Source organism: Pseudomonas alloputida (genome assembly GCF_021283545.2).
Taxonomy (GTDB): domain Bacteria; phylum Pseudomonadota; class Gammaproteobacteria; order Pseudomonadales; family Pseudomonadaceae; genus Aquipseudomonas; species Aquipseudomonas alloputida.
Map to the genome: position 1 here is coordinate 3,974,684 of NZ_CP128540.1, position 16,999 is coordinate 3,991,682.

Annotated in this window: 23 protein-coding genes; 1 reads left to right on the top strand and 22 read right to left on the bottom strand. The window is 61.5% G+C overall.

The annotated features are described in order from the left end of the window. Positions 1-23: 23 nt before the first annotated feature. The 21 genes from LU682_RS18220 to LU682_RS18320 all read right to left on the bottom strand — a co-directional run bounded on the left by LU682_RS18220 (position 24) and on the right by LU682_RS18320 (position 16,226). Positions 24-3,167 (bottom strand): phage tail length tape measure family protein, encoded by a 3,144-nt coding sequence (locus LU682_RS18220; protein ID WP_232856831.1) that lies wholly within the window; start codon positions 3,165-3,167, stop codon positions 24-26. A gap of 57 nt (positions 3,168-3,224) precedes the next feature. Next, positions 3,225-3,683 (bottom strand): hypothetical protein, encoded by a 459-nt coding sequence (locus tag LU682_RS18225; protein ID WP_232856833.1) that lies wholly within the window; start codon positions 3,681-3,683, stop codon positions 3,225-3,227. 50 nt (positions 3,684-3,733) lie between these two features. Next, complete coding sequence (locus tag LU682_RS18230; RefSeq protein ID WP_232856835.1) at positions 3,734-3,973, bottom strand: hypothetical protein; 240 nt, start codon at positions 3,971-3,973, stop codon at positions 3,734-3,736. A gap of 74 nt (positions 3,974-4,047) precedes the next feature. After that, complete coding sequence (locus tag LU682_RS18235; protein ID WP_232856837.1) at positions 4,048-4,461, bottom strand: phage-derived protein YdaY family protein; 414 nt, start codon at positions 4,459-4,461, stop codon at positions 4,048-4,050. An 81-nt stretch (positions 4,462-4,542) separates the two neighbouring features. Then, positions 4,543-5,703, bottom strand: a complete 1,161-nt coding sequence (locus tag LU682_RS18240) for a phage tail tube protein (RefSeq protein ID WP_232856839.1) — start codon at positions 5,701-5,703, stop codon at positions 4,543-4,545. A gap of 64 nt (positions 5,704-5,767) precedes the next feature. After that, complete coding sequence (locus LU682_RS18245; RefSeq protein WP_232856842.1) at positions 5,768-6,289, bottom strand: KilA-N domain-containing protein; 522 nt, start codon at positions 6,287-6,289, stop codon at positions 5,768-5,770. Positions 6,290-6,410: 121 nt separating this feature from the next. Further along, a complete protein-coding gene (locus LU682_RS18250) occupies positions 6,411-6,833 on the bottom strand; it encodes a DUF4128 domain-containing protein (RefSeq protein ID WP_232856844.1) in 423 nt (140 codons plus the stop codon). Next, the gene (locus tag LU682_RS18255) at positions 6,833-7,384 is read right to left on the bottom strand and encodes a hypothetical protein (RefSeq protein ID WP_232856846.1); all 552 of its coding nucleotides are present in this window, start codon (positions 7,382-7,384) and stop codon (positions 6,833-6,835) included. The genes LU682_RS18250 and LU682_RS18255 overlap by 1 nt, the downstream gene beginning before the upstream one ends. Then, positions 7,384-7,767 carry a glutamate 5-kinase gene (locus tag LU682_RS18260; protein WP_232856848.1) on the bottom strand — a complete coding sequence of 128 codons (384 nt, stop codon included), beginning with the start codon at positions 7,765-7,767 and terminating at the stop codon, positions 7,384-7,386. The genes LU682_RS18255 and LU682_RS18260 overlap by 1 nt, the downstream gene beginning before the upstream one ends. A gap of 1 nt (position 7,768) precedes the next feature. Further along, positions 7,769-8,146, bottom strand: a complete 378-nt coding sequence (locus tag LU682_RS18265; protein WP_232856850.1) for a hypothetical protein — start codon at positions 8,144-8,146, stop codon at positions 7,769-7,771. A gap of 3 nt (positions 8,147-8,149) precedes the next feature. Next, positions 8,150-8,419: a hypothetical protein gene (locus LU682_RS18270; RefSeq protein ID WP_232856852.1), complete on the bottom strand. Its 270-nt coding sequence runs from the start codon at positions 8,417-8,419 to the stop codon at positions 8,150-8,152. A 42-nt stretch (positions 8,420-8,461) separates the two neighbouring features. Next, positions 8,462-9,430, bottom strand: coding sequence for a major capsid protein (locus LU682_RS18275; RefSeq protein WP_232856854.1), 969 nt, complete (start codon positions 9,428-9,430; stop codon positions 8,462-8,464). Positions 9,431-9,443: 13 nt separating this feature from the next. Next, entirely contained in the window at positions 9,444-10,190 is a 747-nt protein-coding gene (locus tag LU682_RS18280; protein ID WP_232856856.1) for a DUF6651 domain-containing protein, read from the bottom strand. A gap of 99 nt (positions 10,191-10,289) precedes the next feature. Next, entirely contained in the window at positions 10,290-11,405 is a 1,116-nt protein-coding gene (locus tag LU682_RS18285; RefSeq protein ID WP_232856864.1) for a structural protein, read from the bottom strand. Between the two features lies 1 nt (position 11,406). Further along, positions 11,407-12,780, bottom strand: coding sequence for a DUF4055 domain-containing protein (locus LU682_RS18290; protein WP_232856866.1), 1,374 nt, complete (start codon positions 12,778-12,780; stop codon positions 11,407-11,409). Positions 12,781-12,785: 5 nt separating this feature from the next. Then, positions 12,786-14,273: a terminase large subunit gene (locus LU682_RS18295; protein ID WP_232856869.1), complete on the bottom strand. Its 1,488-nt coding sequence runs from the start codon at positions 14,271-14,273 to the stop codon at positions 12,786-12,788. Between the two features lie 2 nt (positions 14,274-14,275). Continuing rightward, the gene (locus LU682_RS18300; RefSeq protein ID WP_103444635.1) at positions 14,276-14,893 is read right to left on the bottom strand and encodes a hypothetical protein; all 618 of its coding nucleotides are present in this window, start codon (positions 14,891-14,893) and stop codon (positions 14,276-14,278) included. A gap of 9 nt (positions 14,894-14,902) precedes the next feature. Next, a complete protein-coding gene (locus LU682_RS18305) occupies positions 14,903-15,337 on the bottom strand; it encodes an Ntn hydrolase family protein (RefSeq protein ID WP_023661589.1) in 435 nt (144 codons plus the stop codon). Further along, the gene (locus LU682_RS18310) at positions 15,334-15,591 is read right to left on the bottom strand and encodes a hypothetical protein (RefSeq protein ID WP_232856871.1); all 258 of its coding nucleotides are present in this window, start codon (positions 15,589-15,591) and stop codon (positions 15,334-15,336) included. Before LU682_RS18310 ends, LU682_RS18305 begins: the two co-directional genes overlap by 4 nt. Positions 15,592-15,605: 14 nt before the next feature. Next, on the bottom strand, positions 15,606-15,836 hold the full coding sequence (locus tag LU682_RS18315) for an Acb2/Tad1 domain-containing protein (RefSeq protein WP_019751353.1): 231 nt from the start codon (positions 15,834-15,836) through the stop codon (positions 15,606-15,608). 57 nt (positions 15,837-15,893) lie between these two features. Then, a complete protein-coding gene (locus LU682_RS18320) occupies positions 15,894-16,226 on the bottom strand; it encodes a phage holin, lambda family (protein ID WP_054904549.1) in 333 nt (110 codons plus the stop codon). Between the two features lie 139 nt (positions 16,227-16,365). Between LU682_RS18320 and LU682_RS18325 the strand changes: the two genes are divergently transcribed. Next, the gene (locus tag LU682_RS18325) at positions 16,366-16,668 is read left to right on the top strand and encodes a hypothetical protein (protein WP_103462644.1); all 303 of its coding nucleotides are present in this window, start codon (positions 16,366-16,368) and stop codon (positions 16,666-16,668) included. Here LU682_RS18325 and LU682_RS18330 read toward each other — a convergent pair. Next, positions 16,645-16,857, bottom strand: a complete 213-nt coding sequence (locus tag LU682_RS18330; protein ID WP_232856872.1) for a hypothetical protein — start codon at positions 16,855-16,857, stop codon at positions 16,645-16,647. The two genes, LU682_RS18325 and LU682_RS18330, sit on opposite strands and share 24 nt — an antisense overlap. Positions 16,858-16,999: the final 142 nt, after the last annotated feature.

Genomic DNA, 16,999 nt, shown 5'->3' on the forward strand with positions numbered 1-16,999 from the left:
CGCTCCAATGTGATTGCCGTCAATCAGCTTCCAGATCGCTTCCAGCCATATGCACCTTCGCCGGCGTCAACTACGTTTCCGTAGCCGTTGGCGAATTGCCCAGCAACCTCTTGCACAGCCCTGTCGGTTGCCTCTCGGATAATGAAATCTATGTCTCCGTTAGGCATGCGGCGCTGCTCCACCCGGGCGCTGGAGTAGTTGTGGACGTTGATGTTTTGCTGGATTCCAGACGCGCTGGCGGTTCCGGACTGAGAGCCCCCGGTCACGCGCGCCGACGTGATCGGCGTGACATTGCCAGTTCGCAGCGCCTCCACAGCCGACACGCCACCAAAGCGGCGAATGTCAGCCTGCGACCACACCACCTCGCCTTTGTGGACGATGCCGGCCGGGTCATTGACGCCGCCAGGGCCGGTGTAGCCGCCAGTGGAGAATCCGACGCCGTTAATTGCTGCTACGTTGGCAAGGCCGGCTGTGATAGCAGCGGCTGCAGCCGCAAAACCAAGCGCCGGTCCGACGATGGGGATCGCAGCAAGCGCGGCATAGGAGTCGGTTGCCGACTTGTAGGTGCTGATTGTCGTCTGGGCGATAGCCGCAGCCTTGCCGATAGCTCCAAGACGACTGTTGCCAGAACGACTCAGTACGGCCATATTCCCGAAGAAGTCAGCGCTTGCGCTCATGATTGCGGCGTTTTTCGCTTTCTCGATCTGCTCGCGCCCGGCCTGCGCCTGCCTGTCGATGTTCTCGACACGCTCCGCGTAGGTCTCTTCGTTGATAGCCTTCAGGTCCAAGTAGGCTCTTTGCTTCTCAAGCTCAGTAGCTCGCCACGCATCAAGAGCGGCCTGCTGATCATTAAGCCGGTCTATCTCGCTGTAGGCACCGCCGACAGCAGCATCAAGTCCGGTTGTGGTTGGCGCCTTACTGACGCCTTCCACCGTGCCGGGTTTCTGGGCGGCCTTGAGGTTGATGTCGCGAATCTTGATCAGCGTTTCCAGGCGCTTGGCGGCCTCGACATTGCCTTGGCGTTCGTACTCCGCCAGTTGCGCGGCGTCTTCCAGGCTGGACTTGAGCTGATTGGCTTCACGCAGCTGACCAGTCAGGGTCAGCAGCTTGACCTGATCCTCATTGGCCTGCTTGATGCCCTTCTGAATCTCGGCTTCTCGCTCCAGTGCGGCGTTGCGCTTGAGCTGGGCGGTGATCAGGTCCTGATTGGCCAGCAGCGATTTCTGATCGGCAGTCAGGGTTTGCTTGCTCTTGATGTCGGCGAGCTGCTGCTCCCACTTGACCAAGGCCTGCGCTTGGGTGCCGATACGCTGAACGGCAATTCCCTGGCCGTTAACCGATGCCAACTGCTGGGTCAACACGGCATTGGTTTGCCGCGCCGCATCCAGCATCTTGGCGCCAGCGTCCTCGCGGAATTCCGCGGGCTTCGGCGGCTTCTTTTCCTTATCGGCGTATTCCTTGCGGATGTTGGCGATGCGCTGCTCGATCTCAGCCTCGGACACCTTGGCTTCCAGGCCTTTGGCTCGCGCTTTGGTGATCTCGTCTTCCATCTTCTGCTGATTGCTGCGGTACTTCAGGCCTTCTTCATTCCATTGCTTGTCAGCGGCGATGGTGGCCTTGCGCTCATTCAGTTCGGTCGAGGCGGCCTCTTTCTTCTGCCGCTGCGCATCGACAGCGGCCTGCGCCAGCGCCACCTGCTTCTCCAGGCCGGCAATCAAGGCCTTATCGCCAATCTCCTGCGCCCTCTGTAGTTGGCTCTGAAGGTGCTGCAGCTTGAACAGCTCAGGGCTGGCCGACAGGCGCTCCTTCAGTTCATTCCACGCCCCGGAAATACTGGTGGTCACGTCGTCCCAGGCCCGGGCGAGGCCACGGGTCGATTCGACCATTTCCTTGTTGCGCGCACCCATCTCGTCGGCCACGGCGCCGGCCAGCACCTTGACAGCTTCCATGCGCTCGCCTTGCTGCTCCAGCGAGCGCACCTGGTCGAATACGGCTTGGGTGATGACGCCGTACTTTTCGCTGTACTCAGCAGCCAGGTCGGTGACGCTGCCCTTGGTGCTGGACAACTGGTCGGCGATCTCGGCCGAACTCTTGCCAGTGGCCACGGCCATCTCGGTGGCAGCACGCGCCACCTGGGTAAAGGCTTCGCCGGTAAGGCGGCCATTGCCGGCCAGGGCCAGCACTGCTTGGCTGGCCTGCTCGAAGTTTCGCCCGCCAGCGATGGCGGTAGACATAGCGATCAGGTCGTCAGCGGTTTTGCCTGCCGCGTCACCGGTCAGGGTCAGCACTTTGCGGTACTGCTCGGATTGTTCGTAGCCCTTGTATGCTGCCAGGGTGAAGCCAGCGACGGCCGCTCCGGCCAAGGTAAACGGGGTGATCAGCCCGGCGACATAGCCGCCCAGCGCCTTGGCAGCCGGGGCTGCTCCGCCGAACATGTCTTTCAGTTGGCCGCCCTGTTGCAGGAAGACGGTGAGCGGCGCCTGCCCGCCCTGGAGCGACACTGCGATGTCGGTGAATTGGGCGGGAACGCCGCGCAGGGCTGCCGCCGTCTGCTTGGCCGACATCCCGGTCTTGTTTAGGTCGCTGGTTACGCCGGACAGGCCAGTCGATACCTGCTTGCTCTGCCGACTGATCGACTCGAACACCGGAGAGCCGGTGCCATTCCAGGCGCCAAGGCCCTTCATGCCGTTAGACAGGTAGGTGAATTTCTGCCCTGTATCCAGAAAGACCTTGCCAGACCCCTTCGTCGTGGCGTTCAGCGATTCAAGCCAAGCCTCGGCCTCCTTGGTTGCCTTCAGCGAACTGATGAAAGAGCCGTTCTTGATCGAGTTGCCGAGCGAGAACATGCCCGCCTCAAGCGCGGAGGTTCCGCCGTACAGGTCGCGGAACGACTTTGTGGCAGCATCCGAGATCGACACCTGCTCCTTGATGGCAGCCGTGGTCTTTTTCGATGACGACTCGATGCGTGATGCACCAGCCGATACGGACTTGGCCGCACCGTCTGCGCTCTTGCCCATCGACTCCATGCCGGCCCCGGCCTTCTCCATCGCCGGTTTGATGCTCAGCCCCGCATCTTCCAGCGCCTCCAGCGCCTTTTGGACGTCGACCGCCTTCTGCTCAGCATTGCGGCTATCGATCTCGATGGACAGGCGCGAGGTCTGGTTCATTGCGTTTCTCCGGGCAATAAAAAACCCGCCGGAGCGGGTCTTGTGTATCTGATTCGATTAGATGCCGGCAGTGATCTGCTCCATGAGCAGCGCCTCCAGGTTGCCGCGAGATACGCATGTCAGATCCATGTTCTGCGACACCTCGCCCGGGCGGTAGTCGCCGGCAATGGATGCCCTGACCACGTAGCGGCCCTGATAGGCGATCACGCCCATGGTCACCTTGGTAGAAGTTCTGTTGTCGAGCAGATAGTCAAGTCCAAGGGTCTTGCCGCAGTCTGCGTCCCGAGGAGTCAGCTTGACTTGCTTGGGAGCTGTCGAGATTACGCCGGCCGCATCGTCGAAGCTGGTGATCTGGTAGCCATCAGCAACCAGGGCGCGCTTGGCAGCCATCAGGACCTGCTCTTTGCTGGCCGTCGTGTTGCTGACTGCGTTAACGCTTTGAATGGTTGGCGCTTGATATGTGGCTGCGCAGCCACTGATGAATACTGCCGCGGCAATCACGATCCCAATACGCATAGGTTTCCCCCTGAATGAGGCCGTCATTTTAGCATCACCTGGTCCTCCTCTCAGTCATCTTTCTCTGCCAAGCACAGCGCATCGAGGGTATAGACCACCTCGTCTATCTCGCTGCGCGGCATTGCCGGAGGGTGCGCCTCCAGCCAGTCGGAGATCTCGCGAGCTGACAATGGCAGCGGGAACGCCCCGGCCGTCGTGGTCAGGAATCTCCGGCCGCGAGTGATGTTGCGGAACGTGATCAGCAGGTAGGCGGTGACAGGATCGTTTTCCGGCTCATCCGGCACGGCCATGCCCAGGCGCTGGTAAATTACCTGGCGCTTTTCGCCCCCGCCGCCCCACTCCTTCTCCCACTCGAACCGGGCGACTACTTTCCCACCGTCTCCGCCATGGCTTCTTGCGCCTCCAGGGTCGATGCGGAGGCTTCGCGCAGCACGAACAGGAAGAAATCCAGGTGGGTATCGAGCATCTGCTCGCCAGCCTGCGGGCTGTAGGCCAGCGGGTTGCCGTCCTCATCCTGCACGCCAGACCAGTCCTTGACGATGAACTGGCTCAGCAACTTGCACTGGGTCTGGTGCTCGGTGGTCTCACCAGGAACGATGCCGACCACGCCGGCGGCAAACTGGGCATCAGCGTTGCGCAGCTTGCGCCGCTCGCGCTCCAGGGCGACCGCGTAATGCGGGTTGTCGATGCGAGCCAGGCGCACCTTGGTGTCGGCGTCGTAGTCGACCCACTTGGTATCCGAGGTGTTCTGCTCGTTCTTGGTCAGTCGCAATGCCATGCTTGAATTCCTTACGCCACGCCCAAAAAGGACCGCACCGGGTGGCGTTGTGCCCGATGCGGCCAAAAGAGTGTTGCGGTGTTACGACACGGTGATGGTCGAGGTGCCCAGCTTGGTGCCGTCCCATTTGCTGGTCGCGGTGATGGTTGCCGAGCCAGAGGCCACGCCGGTGACCAGACCGGTGCCGCTGACCGTCGCCTTGCCTGGCGCAGAGCTGGTCCAGATAACATCCTGCTGGGCGCCAGCCGGCGACACGGTGGCGGTGAGCTGCTGGGTGCCGGCCACTGCGATGGTCGCGGTAGGTGGCGCCACAGCCACACTGGTCGGCGCCACATACGGCGCGCGGGTGATGGTCGGCGCCACCTTGGCCACGGTGTAGTTCAGGGTGACTTCGATCAGGTCACGCTTGCCGCCGCTCGGCAGATCTCCGTCCACTTCCAGCGACGGGAAGTCCAGGGTGTAGCGGTTTCCTTCGCTGTCGGTGATCGGGAAGGCCACCGCGACGGTGCCCCGGGTGAAGCTGTTCTTCCAGATCTGCCAGGCGCGCTGCGACCAGGCCAGGGTGATGCTGCCGGTGACGGCGGCTTCGGTGGCAATCTGCGCACCGGGACCGAGTTTGTCGGTGCCGATGCAGCGCTGCGCTTGCAGGCCGTTGTCGAGGTTGACGGTAAGTGCTGAGACGCAGGCCACGCCTTCCAGCGACTGACCATCGACCGTCAGGGTGCCGACGTTGATGTTCGACATGAACGGAGTGGTGGTCGGCGGGTTGACGGTGGCGACGGTGTTGGTGTCGCCATCGGCGTAGTCCAAACCGGCCATGGTGAAAGTGGCTGTCACCTTGCCATCGGACGGAACATCCAGCGCGAAGGTCGAAACGTGCATGCCCTTGAACAGGGTGTACACGCCGACATCCGCGAAGTTCTTGGCAATGGTGAAGGTGCGCCGGGTGTCGCCTACGGTCAGCACGTTGGCAGCCCAAGTTCCGTAGAAGGCCGCCTCCAGCAGCTTGTCGAAGCTGCCATAAGACAGCTCGCCGACCAGGTCGCCAGCAATCTCGACGCCAGTGGCTACAGAGCCCTGACTGATGCGCGATTCGGTGATCTCATCGCTGACCTGAGTGCTGACGGTCGGCGACAGGGTGTTGCTGGTCAGGCGCAGGGTATCCCACGCGCCGGTGAGGGGTGTTACACCCGGAGTGACTTCCGGGATCAGGTAGGTGTTCTGTCTTGCGCCGGAACTCATAGGAGTCTCCTTTCTGCGGGCATAAAAAACCCGCTCAAGGCGGGGCGGGTGTTACAGAGTTAAATCACGCGGCATCGAGCCCCAAGGTCATCTGGAGCTGATCGCGCCAGTATTCGACCTGATGTTCCAGTCCCGGCTTTTTGTTGCGCCACCGGGCGAGCTCACGGCCGCTCAGGCTTGCGACCTCCCTTGCGTCATCCAAGGCCCGGCAAGCTCGGTCGAACTGCTGCTTTTCGTTCAGCTCGCCACGCAACAGGGCGTCAATGTGCAGGTCGCACCAGACGGCAAAGTCATCGTCGAGCCAACGAGCGAATGCCACAGCCAGTTTTGGGTGAAGCCAGGTGCCCTGCCCCTTCCCGCCCTTTATTGCCTCGACAAGACCGAAGTGAGATTTTCCCACTTCGGTGTCCAGGCCCAGCGCTCTTGCCAGCGCCTTGAGGTAGCTAATGCTTGCGGGCAGGCGCAGCCAGTCGATCGGGCGCTTGCCGAAACGCTTGGCCACATCGGTGGCATTGATCCACCCGTCGCTATTGAAGCGAACGGCTTGGCCTTGGTAGTGAAACGGAATGACGTTGCTTGCATTCATCGGTAACACCTCGTTCATCAGGCGAATAGATACGCAGCCGGGGCGGACGGATGAACGAACATCCACCGTTCGGCTGTACGGGCCTAGGCTGCGTGTTTCGTTGCCTTGCGGCAGAAAATGGTCAGCCGGCGCGGAACCGGGTGTTTACGTTGATCTGGTAGAAGCCTTCGTACTCGCCAGTATCGATCTGGCTGGTTTCCAGGCACTCCAGCTCGCCACTGCTCCAGTAGGCGAAGTGCGCCTCTAGGGCGTCAGCCAGCTGGTTCAGGCCGCCGATGCCGGTCTGCAGGCGAGCGAAGCACTGCACGGTGATGATGCCCGGCTTGCGGGTGTACGGCTTATCAGCCATGCCGGCCATGAAGGCCGTGGCGTGGCCGATGCTCAGCCTGCACCACAGGCCGTCAGCGGGTGGCTTGAAGACGCCCGAGGTGTCGAGGTTCTGTGCCGGAACCTGGGCGTTCGGGTAGAAGATCCGGTCCTGCGCGATGCCAGTGAAAGCCTTCATGCGGCTGACGATGGCCAGCCTGATCTGTTCATAGGTCATTAGCGGTACGCCTCGGCCACGGACGCAAAGGCCAGCCCGTAGACACCGTTTGGCGCCTGGGTGGAATGCCCGGTTTCTAGGCTCACCGAGTACGGGAGGTTGTTCTGGATGTAGATCGTCGAGTACGGCGGCGCGGCATAGATGGTCGCGGAGCCGGCCTGAATGGTGGCCGATCCTGACGGGTCGATCCGGTTGATTTCGTAGTAGCCAGGCTCATCGATGGTGACGAAGTTGTTACCCCGGAACCGGCCGCCGACGTAGCCTTGACCGGCTGCCCTGGCGCCGACGAAGTAGTTTTCGTTGCGCTCGCGCTTGGTCAGCTTCTTCCGCCCCGCCTCCGCCGCTCGGGCATCGTAGGCATCGGCCATGGCGGTGTTCTTGGCCTTCAGCTCGATGTTGGCCTTCCACAGGTCAGGGTTGCCGACCGGCGAGCGCTGCACGACCTCGCTGAGGATGGCCAGCGCCATCTCACGCGCCCGGTTGCCCACGGCATCGTCAATGGTTTCCTTGAACCTGGTCGGGGGCGTGCTCCATCCACTTTTGCCGGCCATCACGACCTCCTGAGCTGAAGCTCGATATGCGCCTGCGCGGCGTCGGCATTGACAGACTCGACGCGGTAGGTCACCTGCTCGCCCGTCACCAGGTCCGGCGCGGTGATCTGGTGGCCGACCATGGGGTTGTCAGTCACTTCGTTGGCCAAGGCGATCAGCTTCACGTCGCCGACCTTGATGTTGACGTTGTCGATGCGCTTGCTGTCGTAGCCGGCCAGGACGCCGCGGCCGGTGTAGGTCACTGGTTGGGCTGTGCTGGTCTCCGCCACCGGATCCCACTCGCCTTCGCCCATGTAGGTGCCAGTGAAGGCATTCACCGCGTCAGCCAGCTTGCCGTCGAAGGCCTTGCCGAGCTTGGTTTGGATCTTGTCGCGCATGCCCATATCAGCCCCTCACCATCGGGATGGCGTTGGTGCCGGTCATCCACGGGTAGAGCAGCGCCATGGCGAAGTTCTCGCCCGCAGACAGCGCCGCTGAGCCTTGCACGTAGGTTTCGCTCACGGAGACGCCAGAGCCAGCCGATACCGTCTCGCTCACCGTTTCGCGCTCGGTGGCCTTGTACAGATCGCCCGTCGAGGCGACCTTTGCCACCTGGGCGCCGGCCTGCTTGATCTCGGCCGGCACCGGATCGGGCACCGGGCGCTTAATCTTGCTGGTCAGCCAGGCATTGGCCTGCATCACAGAAAGGACCGGATCACCGGCCCCGGCCCAGCCCGACCCCAGCAGCGCGTCCACGTCGGCAACAGTGATGAAGTCGGTCATGGGTTATTCCTGGGCGGACTTGTCGAGCAACTCAGCGAGCGCAGGCCGTTCAGCCCCTGCGTCGAATTGGATGCCTTTCTCGATCAGCTTCGCCTTGATCTCGTCGACCTTCAGGCCCTTGGACGGTTTATCGCCGCGAGCCTTGATCGGCTCAGGGTGCTCGTAGTCATCCGGCGCGAACTGGGCGTCGATGATCTTGTAACCCTTCTGGCGCAGCTCAGCCTTGCGCTCAGCAGTGACCGGGTGTTTCTCGTAAACGACTTTCTCGCTCATAGCGATCTCCTTGGGAATGCGCCCCGGAGGGCGCGCTACCGGTTACTTGGTGGCGTCACCGATGGTCAGCACGCCTGCCGAGGCCTTGATGCTGTTCGCCACCAGGTCCCAGTTGGAGCCCGTGGCCAGCTCGGCGCTGGTTGGCGACTTGCCGCCGTTGGCGGTGTCCCAGGTGTAACCCTTGAGGCCCATGCCGAAGGTGTAGTCGGCCTGCATGGTGGTCTCGATGCGCTCCTTGCCGTTGGAGGTCTCGATGTTGGTGATCAGGTCGGAACCATCCATCACCATTGCAGCGCCGTCAGCCAGGCTCAGCACCTTCTGCTTGTTCGGGGTTCCGGCCTCATACAGCGCCGCGGCGTCAGTGATGATCACGGCCTTGCCCAGGATGTCGACCACCTGCACACCGCTGAAGGTGAACAGCTTCTCGGCGTTGACCAGGTTCTGGCCGATCAGCTTGTGGTACATGGCGCCGGTCATTACCTGCGCAATGAGACGCTGCGAAGCATCACCGAACAGCGCATGAGCGTTGTTGATAGCGACGTAGTTCACGCCAGCAGTGGCGGAAACATCGTTGGTGGCGGATGGCTGGTTGCCGATAGCGGCGACCAGGGCAGCGATGGCGGTGTTCAGCTGGTCCGCCATGATGGCCTCGGACAGGTTGCGGCTGATCACCTCAAGCGCTTCTTCCGGGTTCTTCTGCACCCAGGACAGCTGCGACGGCTCCCACAGGATCGGTCCGAAGCCGCCTGCGATCTTCACCGAGTCGTACTGCTTCTGAGTCAGCGGGGTTGCAGCCTGCGCGCCGTTGGCGGCATAGCGGTCAACACGGCGCTGAGCGCTATGCAGGCCAGCCCAGAACGACTCTTGCAGGAAGTCGCCGTCGATGCCTTGAGTGGTCAGGCGGATGGAGCCAGCGGAGGCAGCGTTGAACTTCTCAACGTCCTGCGCCAGGGTTTCGATGGTGGTTTTCTTGAGGTATTCGTTGAATACCTTCATGTTGGACAGAGACATAGGCGCTCCTAGATTAGGTGTTCGCGGTCATCGCTTTGATGGCCGCGACGCGATCTGCTTTGCTGCCGCCAAAGTTGCCCTTGGCGCCGGAATTGCCACCGCCACCGTTCTGAGCACCGCCGCCGTTGGCATCGGAGCTTTTCAGGATGTGGTCACGGTGGGGGTACTGAGAAACAAGGGTCTCAAGCGCTTCATCGAAGTCGGCCAGTTCGCCCGGGCGGGCGCGGCTGAAAATCTTCTGGCCCTGGGCGTCATAGGCGACGACCTTGCCGTCTTCGATCTTCAGGTTGCGGCCGAAGGTGGCTTGCACCATGTCCGCCGGCACCGCCAGCTTGTCGGCGATGAACTTGGAGCGGGCAAAGTTGCCGCCGATCATCTCGGCGTACAGCTGCTGCTCGAAGGTCGCTGCCTTGCCATTGGCTTCGTCCAGCTGGGTTTGGAAGGCCTTGCTGATTTCGCCCTTCACCTTCTCGATCTCACCCGCATCCACGAGCTTCTTGGCGTCGAGATTGGCGACGGTTTCCAGCGCCTTGCGTGCCGCACCAGCGTCCTCGATACCTTCGAACGCCTTGGCGATCTTCTCGGCATTCTCGGCGCGCTCGCGGTGGCTCTTGGCCTCGGCGTTCAGGCGGGTGATGGTGTTGCGCGTGCCTACCGCATCGAAAGCGACTTCTTTGCCGTCGTCCTCGATGTAGACCGGCTTACCATCCTGGATCTCAGCGTACTGCTTGCCATCCACTTCAACTGTCTTGATCTTCATTGCTTCTCCTTGCAGGCCATCCAGCCCGGTGCGCCCCGCTCATCCGAACAGACAGGCAGAAAAAAGCCCCGGCGATTGCCGAGGCTGATGATTTGGTGGTTACAGGCCGGCGCGACTGAAGGCGGCGGCGTCACGCTCTTTGAGCTGCTCAAGGGTCAGGTACTTGCCCTTGTCGTTGTAGAACGAGTCGATGCTTAGCCCGCCGTCACGGAACAGCTTCCCGCGCACCGGCCCGAGCACTTCATCCTGGCGCTCCGCGCTCTGCGATTTGAGCCAGGCGCCGTAGGTGGTGGACTGAGGCACTTGGCCGTCCATGCTGGCCCGGGTGCTTTCAGGAAGGCCCTTGGCCAGGCGCAACTCTTCGTAGGACCTGATAATCGGCAATGATGTGCTACGGCAGCACCAATGCAGGCGCCCAGGGCCTGCGCCCCACGGCACCTTGTGGCCTACAGGGTCATGGTTGGCGTCGTTCGTGTAGACAAGGCGGTCTCGCAGCCGGCATGGCGCCGAGGTGCGATTGTCCAGCGTACTGAGCCAGCGCACCTCGCCGACAATGTCGACGTTTTCTTTGTAGAAGGCGTCGCGTGCGCCCTGGGCCGTGTGGCTGATCGCCGTGCGGACCATCGAGTCAATGTCGCGCCGGCTACGCTCCAGCAAGCCATCCTTGTAGCCCTCGGCCTTGACGCCCATCACTCGGCGCACGATCTGGTCAGTGGTTTGGCCTTCGACCATGCCCATGCGGATGCCGTCGCGAATGCGGGCAGCGCGGTTGGCCTCCAGGTCGCTGGTCCACTCCTTGAGCAATCGCCCCTGGAAAGGCCTGGCCAGCACAATCTCGCGCACTTGACTGGCGCTCACTGAGGCCAGATCGACCTGCACGATGACCTGCTCGGGGATGACCTGGCGGAACAGCGCCTCCTGATAGCCGACTTCGTACTGGCCGATATCCAGCGCCGATTGCGTCAGCGCCTCCCCAATGGTGGCGTAGACCTCTTTGTTCAGCGCCAGCACCGAGGACAGCACCGTGTTTAGGTGCCTGGCGGTGTACGACTCAGCCCCCAGGCGCTCGATGGCGGCGATCAGCTGCGCCCGCAGGTCGGAGTCGACACTGTTCAGCAGCTTGATGATCTTGAGCGCCTCGGCGTTGCTCAGGTGCTGCAGGTCGACCGCATGGCTGATCGCGGCCGCCTGCATTTGCTCGTTGACCGTTGGCATATCAGATGGCTCCTAATGCCGGCCCCTGCTCTTCCAGGCGGGCGCGCTCCTTCTCCCAGTTGAGATCGTCGCTGATGACGCCCCGGCGCTGCATTTCCGAGTAGAGCGTCTCGTCGCTGATCTTTCCGGCGTTGGCCATGCTGATGAGGCTCGGCAGCGATACCTCTGGCGCGAAGTCCGAGTCGAAGTTGCCGCGCATCTCGACGTGCCCGCCATCCTGCTGGCCTTGGTAGTCGGCGATGATCTGCAGCAGCTGCGCCAGGCAGTCAGCGAACTGGCCAGCCAGGCGAGCCAGCGGGGACAGCTCCTGCGCCGCCTCTTCGTTGGCCTGAGCCGCCGTCTTTGTCTGCTGCTTGTCTTTCTGCAGCAGCTTGGCCCCGGCCATGCGCATGTCTTCGACCAGGTCGTTGAGCGAGTCGCGGCCGGCGGTGATCGCCGCCCCGGTGTGCTCGACGTACTTGGCATTGCCATCCTTCGGCATCCGGGTCGCGCTGGCCGAACTGATCGTCAGCTGGAACTCTTGGTCGTCGGTGAACACGAACAGCAGCGGCACACGGGCGACGTGCAGCAGGTTGTCTTGGTCGCTCTGGCTCTGCCAGTGCTTGACGTTCAGGTGCGCCAGCTCCAGCAGTGGCGGTTTTGCCGTCAGCGGGCCGGTGCGGCCGGTGTAGAACGTCACCAGGGGGATGTAGGTCAGGCTGGTGGCGCCCTGACCACTCTGCACCCACTCGCCGCCACCATCGGGCTTGCGGTAGGTGCGCCAGTGGCCTGGCTCCAGCACGCGCACCTGATCCACGCACTTGACGCCAAACTCACCATCCTGCTCTTCCACCGCTTCCAGGTAGCGAAACTGGACCAGGCGAGATCCTTCGTAGCGCCATCCCAGCACCTGGCCGGGCTTGATGATCACCGCATACGGGCGAACCCCTGCAGCCTCTTCTTCGGCTTTGGTCTTGTACAGCTTGTTGCCTTCGGGATCGCGGGTGGGTTGGTGCTCGATCAGTGCGTGGCACAGGCCTTTCGCCAATGCCTCGCGGAACCACTCGACCGACCACGAGTTCAGGTCGTTTCCGCCCAGGTCGATGTCAGTGCAAAGGGCCTTGATCTGCCCCGGCACGTCCTCGCCCAGCTGTAACGGCTCGGCAAATACGCGGGAAGTGTTGTTGCCCACCGTCTCGGCGTAGGCCGGGAGCAAGGTGGACAGCTTCAGGCGCTCGGCGTAGGTGTCGTCCTTCTCTGCCGGGTACTGAGGCAGCAAGGCCGTTTTGGCCGCTCGCATAGCCTGAGTGCCACCCATCAGCGGGTCGACAATAGCCCAGTGCTCGCGCATGCGGTCGACTGCCGGTAGCGTGATGGCAGGGTTGTCGTTGCTCATACAGGTCAGATTCTCAGGTCTTGGGTTTGGGTTGGGGTCGGCTTGCGCTTGGTCATGGCCACCGCGAAGTAGCGGAAGGCGTCAGCGCCGTGCGACGTGTTGTCGTGCAGCGGGCGATCCTTCCAGCAGCCGCGCTTGTCGTCCCATTCCTTTCGGTAGTTCTCCAGGTGGGTGACGCCTTCGTCGCACTTGGCTTCATCGAACGCGCATAGCGGCAGGATCTCCCGCGCCGCCTCAATGCCATCGTCTACGCCGATCTTGGGCACCACCTGGAACTTCAGGCTGTACTTCACCCCGTCGATCTCGTAGCCGTCTTTGGCGATGTCCTTGCGGGTCTTGGCATCGCTGCCGAACTCGCGGTTTTCGATGTCGTGCGGCCCCCAGTGCTCGCTGTACGTGTAACCGCGATCCTTCAGCACCTTCATGTAGTGCCGCAGGCCTTCGCCGCTGTTCTCGTAGTAGTCGATGACGTGGTACTCGGTGCCGACCTTGCGAACGAACCAGATGGCCGTCGAGTCGCCGATACCGATATCCCAGATGGTCATCACAGGGAGGTGCGAATTGTCTGGAAGCTTGCCGATACGCCCAGCGGCGTACAGACGGGTGAACTGCTGCGCGTAGTAGGCGCCTTCGACCGACTGCTGGAACGCCTCGACCGGAATCGACGGGTATTCCCGCTTCATGTCGTCGCCGAGGGTCTTTTCCTTGGCGGTGTACCAGGCGCGCTGGCCTGGGTTGGTGACGATGCCGTGCTTGGCGGCCAGATCGTCGAAGTAGCGGGTCAGGCGGCCAGGGATGACCACTTCTGTCGGGTCGAGCCAGTACAGCGGGTTCCGCCACCAGCTGAAGAAGAAGAACTTCCAGTCCAGCAGGCCAAGGGGCGCGCCGGATAGCTGCTGCTTCTCGGCAGACTGGCTGTATTCGAAGAAGTACCCGGCCCGACCCTCAGCTGTTGATTCGATGGTGACGAAGCAGTCAGCAGCCACGGCCTCGAACGCACCAGTGACGATCTCCCGCGCCTTGTGCGGGAACTTGGCGCAGATCTTCCCGAACTCGGAAACGTGCAGATACCGTAGAGTCCCGCCCCGAAAGGATGTGGACACGTAGAGCGATCCGCCTTTGCTGAACACAAGCTCGCCAGCAGCATCGTTGCGAGCAGGGTTAGCAGCGCGTATCTCCTTGGGAAGGTTGTCATACGCATACTTGACCTTCTCTCGGAATAGCCGCTTGGCGTCGTTCAGTGTGTGAGCGATCAGGGCGCACTTGGCAGCCTCAAACAGCGCGGCATCCAGCTGGACGATGCAGACCAGGGTAGTGAAGCCCAGCTGCCGGGCCTTGAGGATGATGTTGCGGGTGTGCATCCCCTGGAAGTAGTCGATCTGCTCCTGCGTCATGCGGAAGCGGACCTTCTTGCCCTGCTTGTCCGTGATGAAATACAGATTGTTCAGCCGCCAGAACCTGTCCCGGAGCAGTTTCATGTGCTCGGGCTTCATGGTCAGGCATCCTTCGATAGTTCATCCATAAGCTTGGAGAGGGTCTCCTCCTCGCTGCCACCTTGCTTGACGTCCAGGTCATAGGCCTGGCGCTCCAGCGCGACGAGCGTCTTCAGCGTTTCGGCTAGCTCCTTCATCGTCTTGGTGCGAGCAGGCAACGCGCTCATCTTCTTGGCCAGAGCCAGCACGTCAGCCATCGCCTCGCCGTCTTCGTGGTCGCCATCCTTGAGCTGGTCGATCAGCTCCTTGATGGTGCCCTGCTCGTCCGTCAGCGATTCCAGCTCATCCAGCAGCTTGTTTGTCAGCCGGCGGCTCCGGGAAATATCACCCCGGTGCGCCATCCTGATGTTGGCGATGACCTCAGCATTGAGCTCGATGATCTCCCTTTCGGTTTCCGCCTGTTTGCTGGAAACCTCTGTGGAAACCTCTCGCCTGGAAACCAGTGCATCGGCCTTGGCCTTGATCTTCGCCTTCAGGTCTCGGTCCCAGCCATCGCGCTTGGCGCGCTTGTTGATGGCGGTATGGGAAACCTCGTGGGCGGCTGCGATCTCTCGCACGGAAAGCACGCCGGCCCGGTAGGCTCGTTCGATCGCCTCCCAGTCGGGTTGCTTGGTACTCATGTCGAATCCTTATTGATCTCGGTCGATACGAAGCGTGCGGACCTTGCCACCAGTGCTTGTATCGCGCCTTGCCGCCATCTCGACGGCCTTCTCGGCAGATGCACCCATGTCCATCGCAGCGAATGCGTATGGCGTTCCGCTGCCAATGGCGTACGGCCGGTCTGCCTTGAGTGGCGACTTCCACAGGCCGGTATCGTCGTCTACGGCAACCATCATCAGATTGCCGTCGTGAAGGACGATTGCAGAAGCGTCGACCTTCCCCGATGGGGATGTGCCGAAATAGGCCCCCACCAGAGCGTCATAGTCACAGACGGCGCCTGTCAGGAAGAACTTCACGCCATCGCGCTCAATGCACTTGTCGCAATCATCGTCGGTGATGAGGTCGCCTCGGGTGACTCGGGAGTCGTAGGCGATTACGCCGTCCTTGTAGGCGATGGTCGTCATGCTACCTGCTCGTATGTGGCGGCGAAGATGTCGGGCTTGCATGGATAGAACTCACCCATCACACCCTTGATGACCCAATCACCCGGCGAGGCAACAAGCTGCCCCTCTAAGGTGTGGATGACCGGGCTGTCGGTGTGGTGTAGCTCAGTGTTGGTGACTAGGCGACTCTCACCCATGAACCTCCAAACCTCAAAGGCGTTCTCGCCCGTGAACTGGACGGCCTCGACCACTACCGGCTTTTTGCGAAATTTCATGGATGCCTCCAGTCTCAGCTGAATGGGTCGGCAGGCTTGGCGATCGAGCGCACAAACCACATGAAGCCCTGCTGCAGGTTGGTCTTGGCCAGGGCCAGGGTGCGCTGGTCAACGCCTTCGATCTGACCGATCTGCTTGAACAGCTCGCCGGCGTCGGCCTCCAGGGCCTTGATCGAGTTCATGCCGTCGATCTCGCTTTGGGTGAGGTCGCGGTAGCCGGTGATCTTCTTGTGCTGGTTGTCCATGGTGGATCCTATGGTGGTCGCGCCACGAAACGGCGCATCTAGATTTTGTGGCGCTGGCTATTCAGCCTTGCGGCTGGGCAACTTGAAATCGGTAACGCGGTCGGCAATGTTGCGCACCTTCTCGACACCGAGGAAGCCGACCCATCCACCTACGAACGTGGACATGCTCTGCGGCAGGCCGAAGAACTCCAGGCCGCTGATGATCGTCAGGGTCAGGCCGCCGCAGATCGCACCCTCGACCAGCATCTGGCGACGGGTTCCACCTCCGTAGGTGATTCGCAGAACAGCCATGGCGCAGGAAAGGCCTGCCGCGTACAGGAGGGGCGAATGCTGGCTCAACCACGCAAGAGCAATCGCCCAGGTGTCTGGTTTGTCTGGCATGTTGGACATACTCGATATCCCCTGAGGGGCGGCAAGAAGAAAATGCCCGGCAAGACCCTATTGAGGGACCGGGCAAGCGGCGAGGAGAAGAAAAAGATGGCTCCGTGCTATCGTCGCAATCCCTACAGCCGCGACACAGGATGGAACCATGGCAAACTTCATATTGACGTTCAGGATTAAAGCGGACGAGACATATCAAGACCGATACGACTCGTTGCTGGAGCAGCTTTATGCGATAGCCCCGAGCCCCAAGGTCTGGGAGGAAACATCTTCCTTCGTGGCATTCGAGTACTCAGGAAGCCTGGACGATGTCCATACCAGGCTGAATCTGTACAGCAAATTCAGCTCTACCAAGGACACCATGGTGATTATCGACCTGACCAACAGGAGGAAAATCGCCGCAGGCGTCGTTAAGTACGAGGCAACCCTAGACCGCTGCCTGGGCTTCTGAACCAAACAAGAGCGCCTCGATCTCGGCCAGTTTGCGTTCGTTCTCGCGGAGGCTGGCCTCTTGATAGGAAACGAAGCCATTTGCCTGGGTCAGCTTTTCCTGAGCATCGCGCTGAATGGCCTTCGCCTCTTGCAGCTTATGCTCGCAGCTGAGGATATCCTCGACAAGGCAGCGGTACTTGCTCTTCATGCTGATCTCCAAGAACGAAAATCCCGGCGCTTGGCCGGGACTTTTGAGGCCCTTTTCGGGAAACAAAAACCCGGCGCTAGGCCGGGTTTAGAGTGATGTTTGCCGAAGGCAAAATTATCAGGATGGCGAAATCATGCCACTA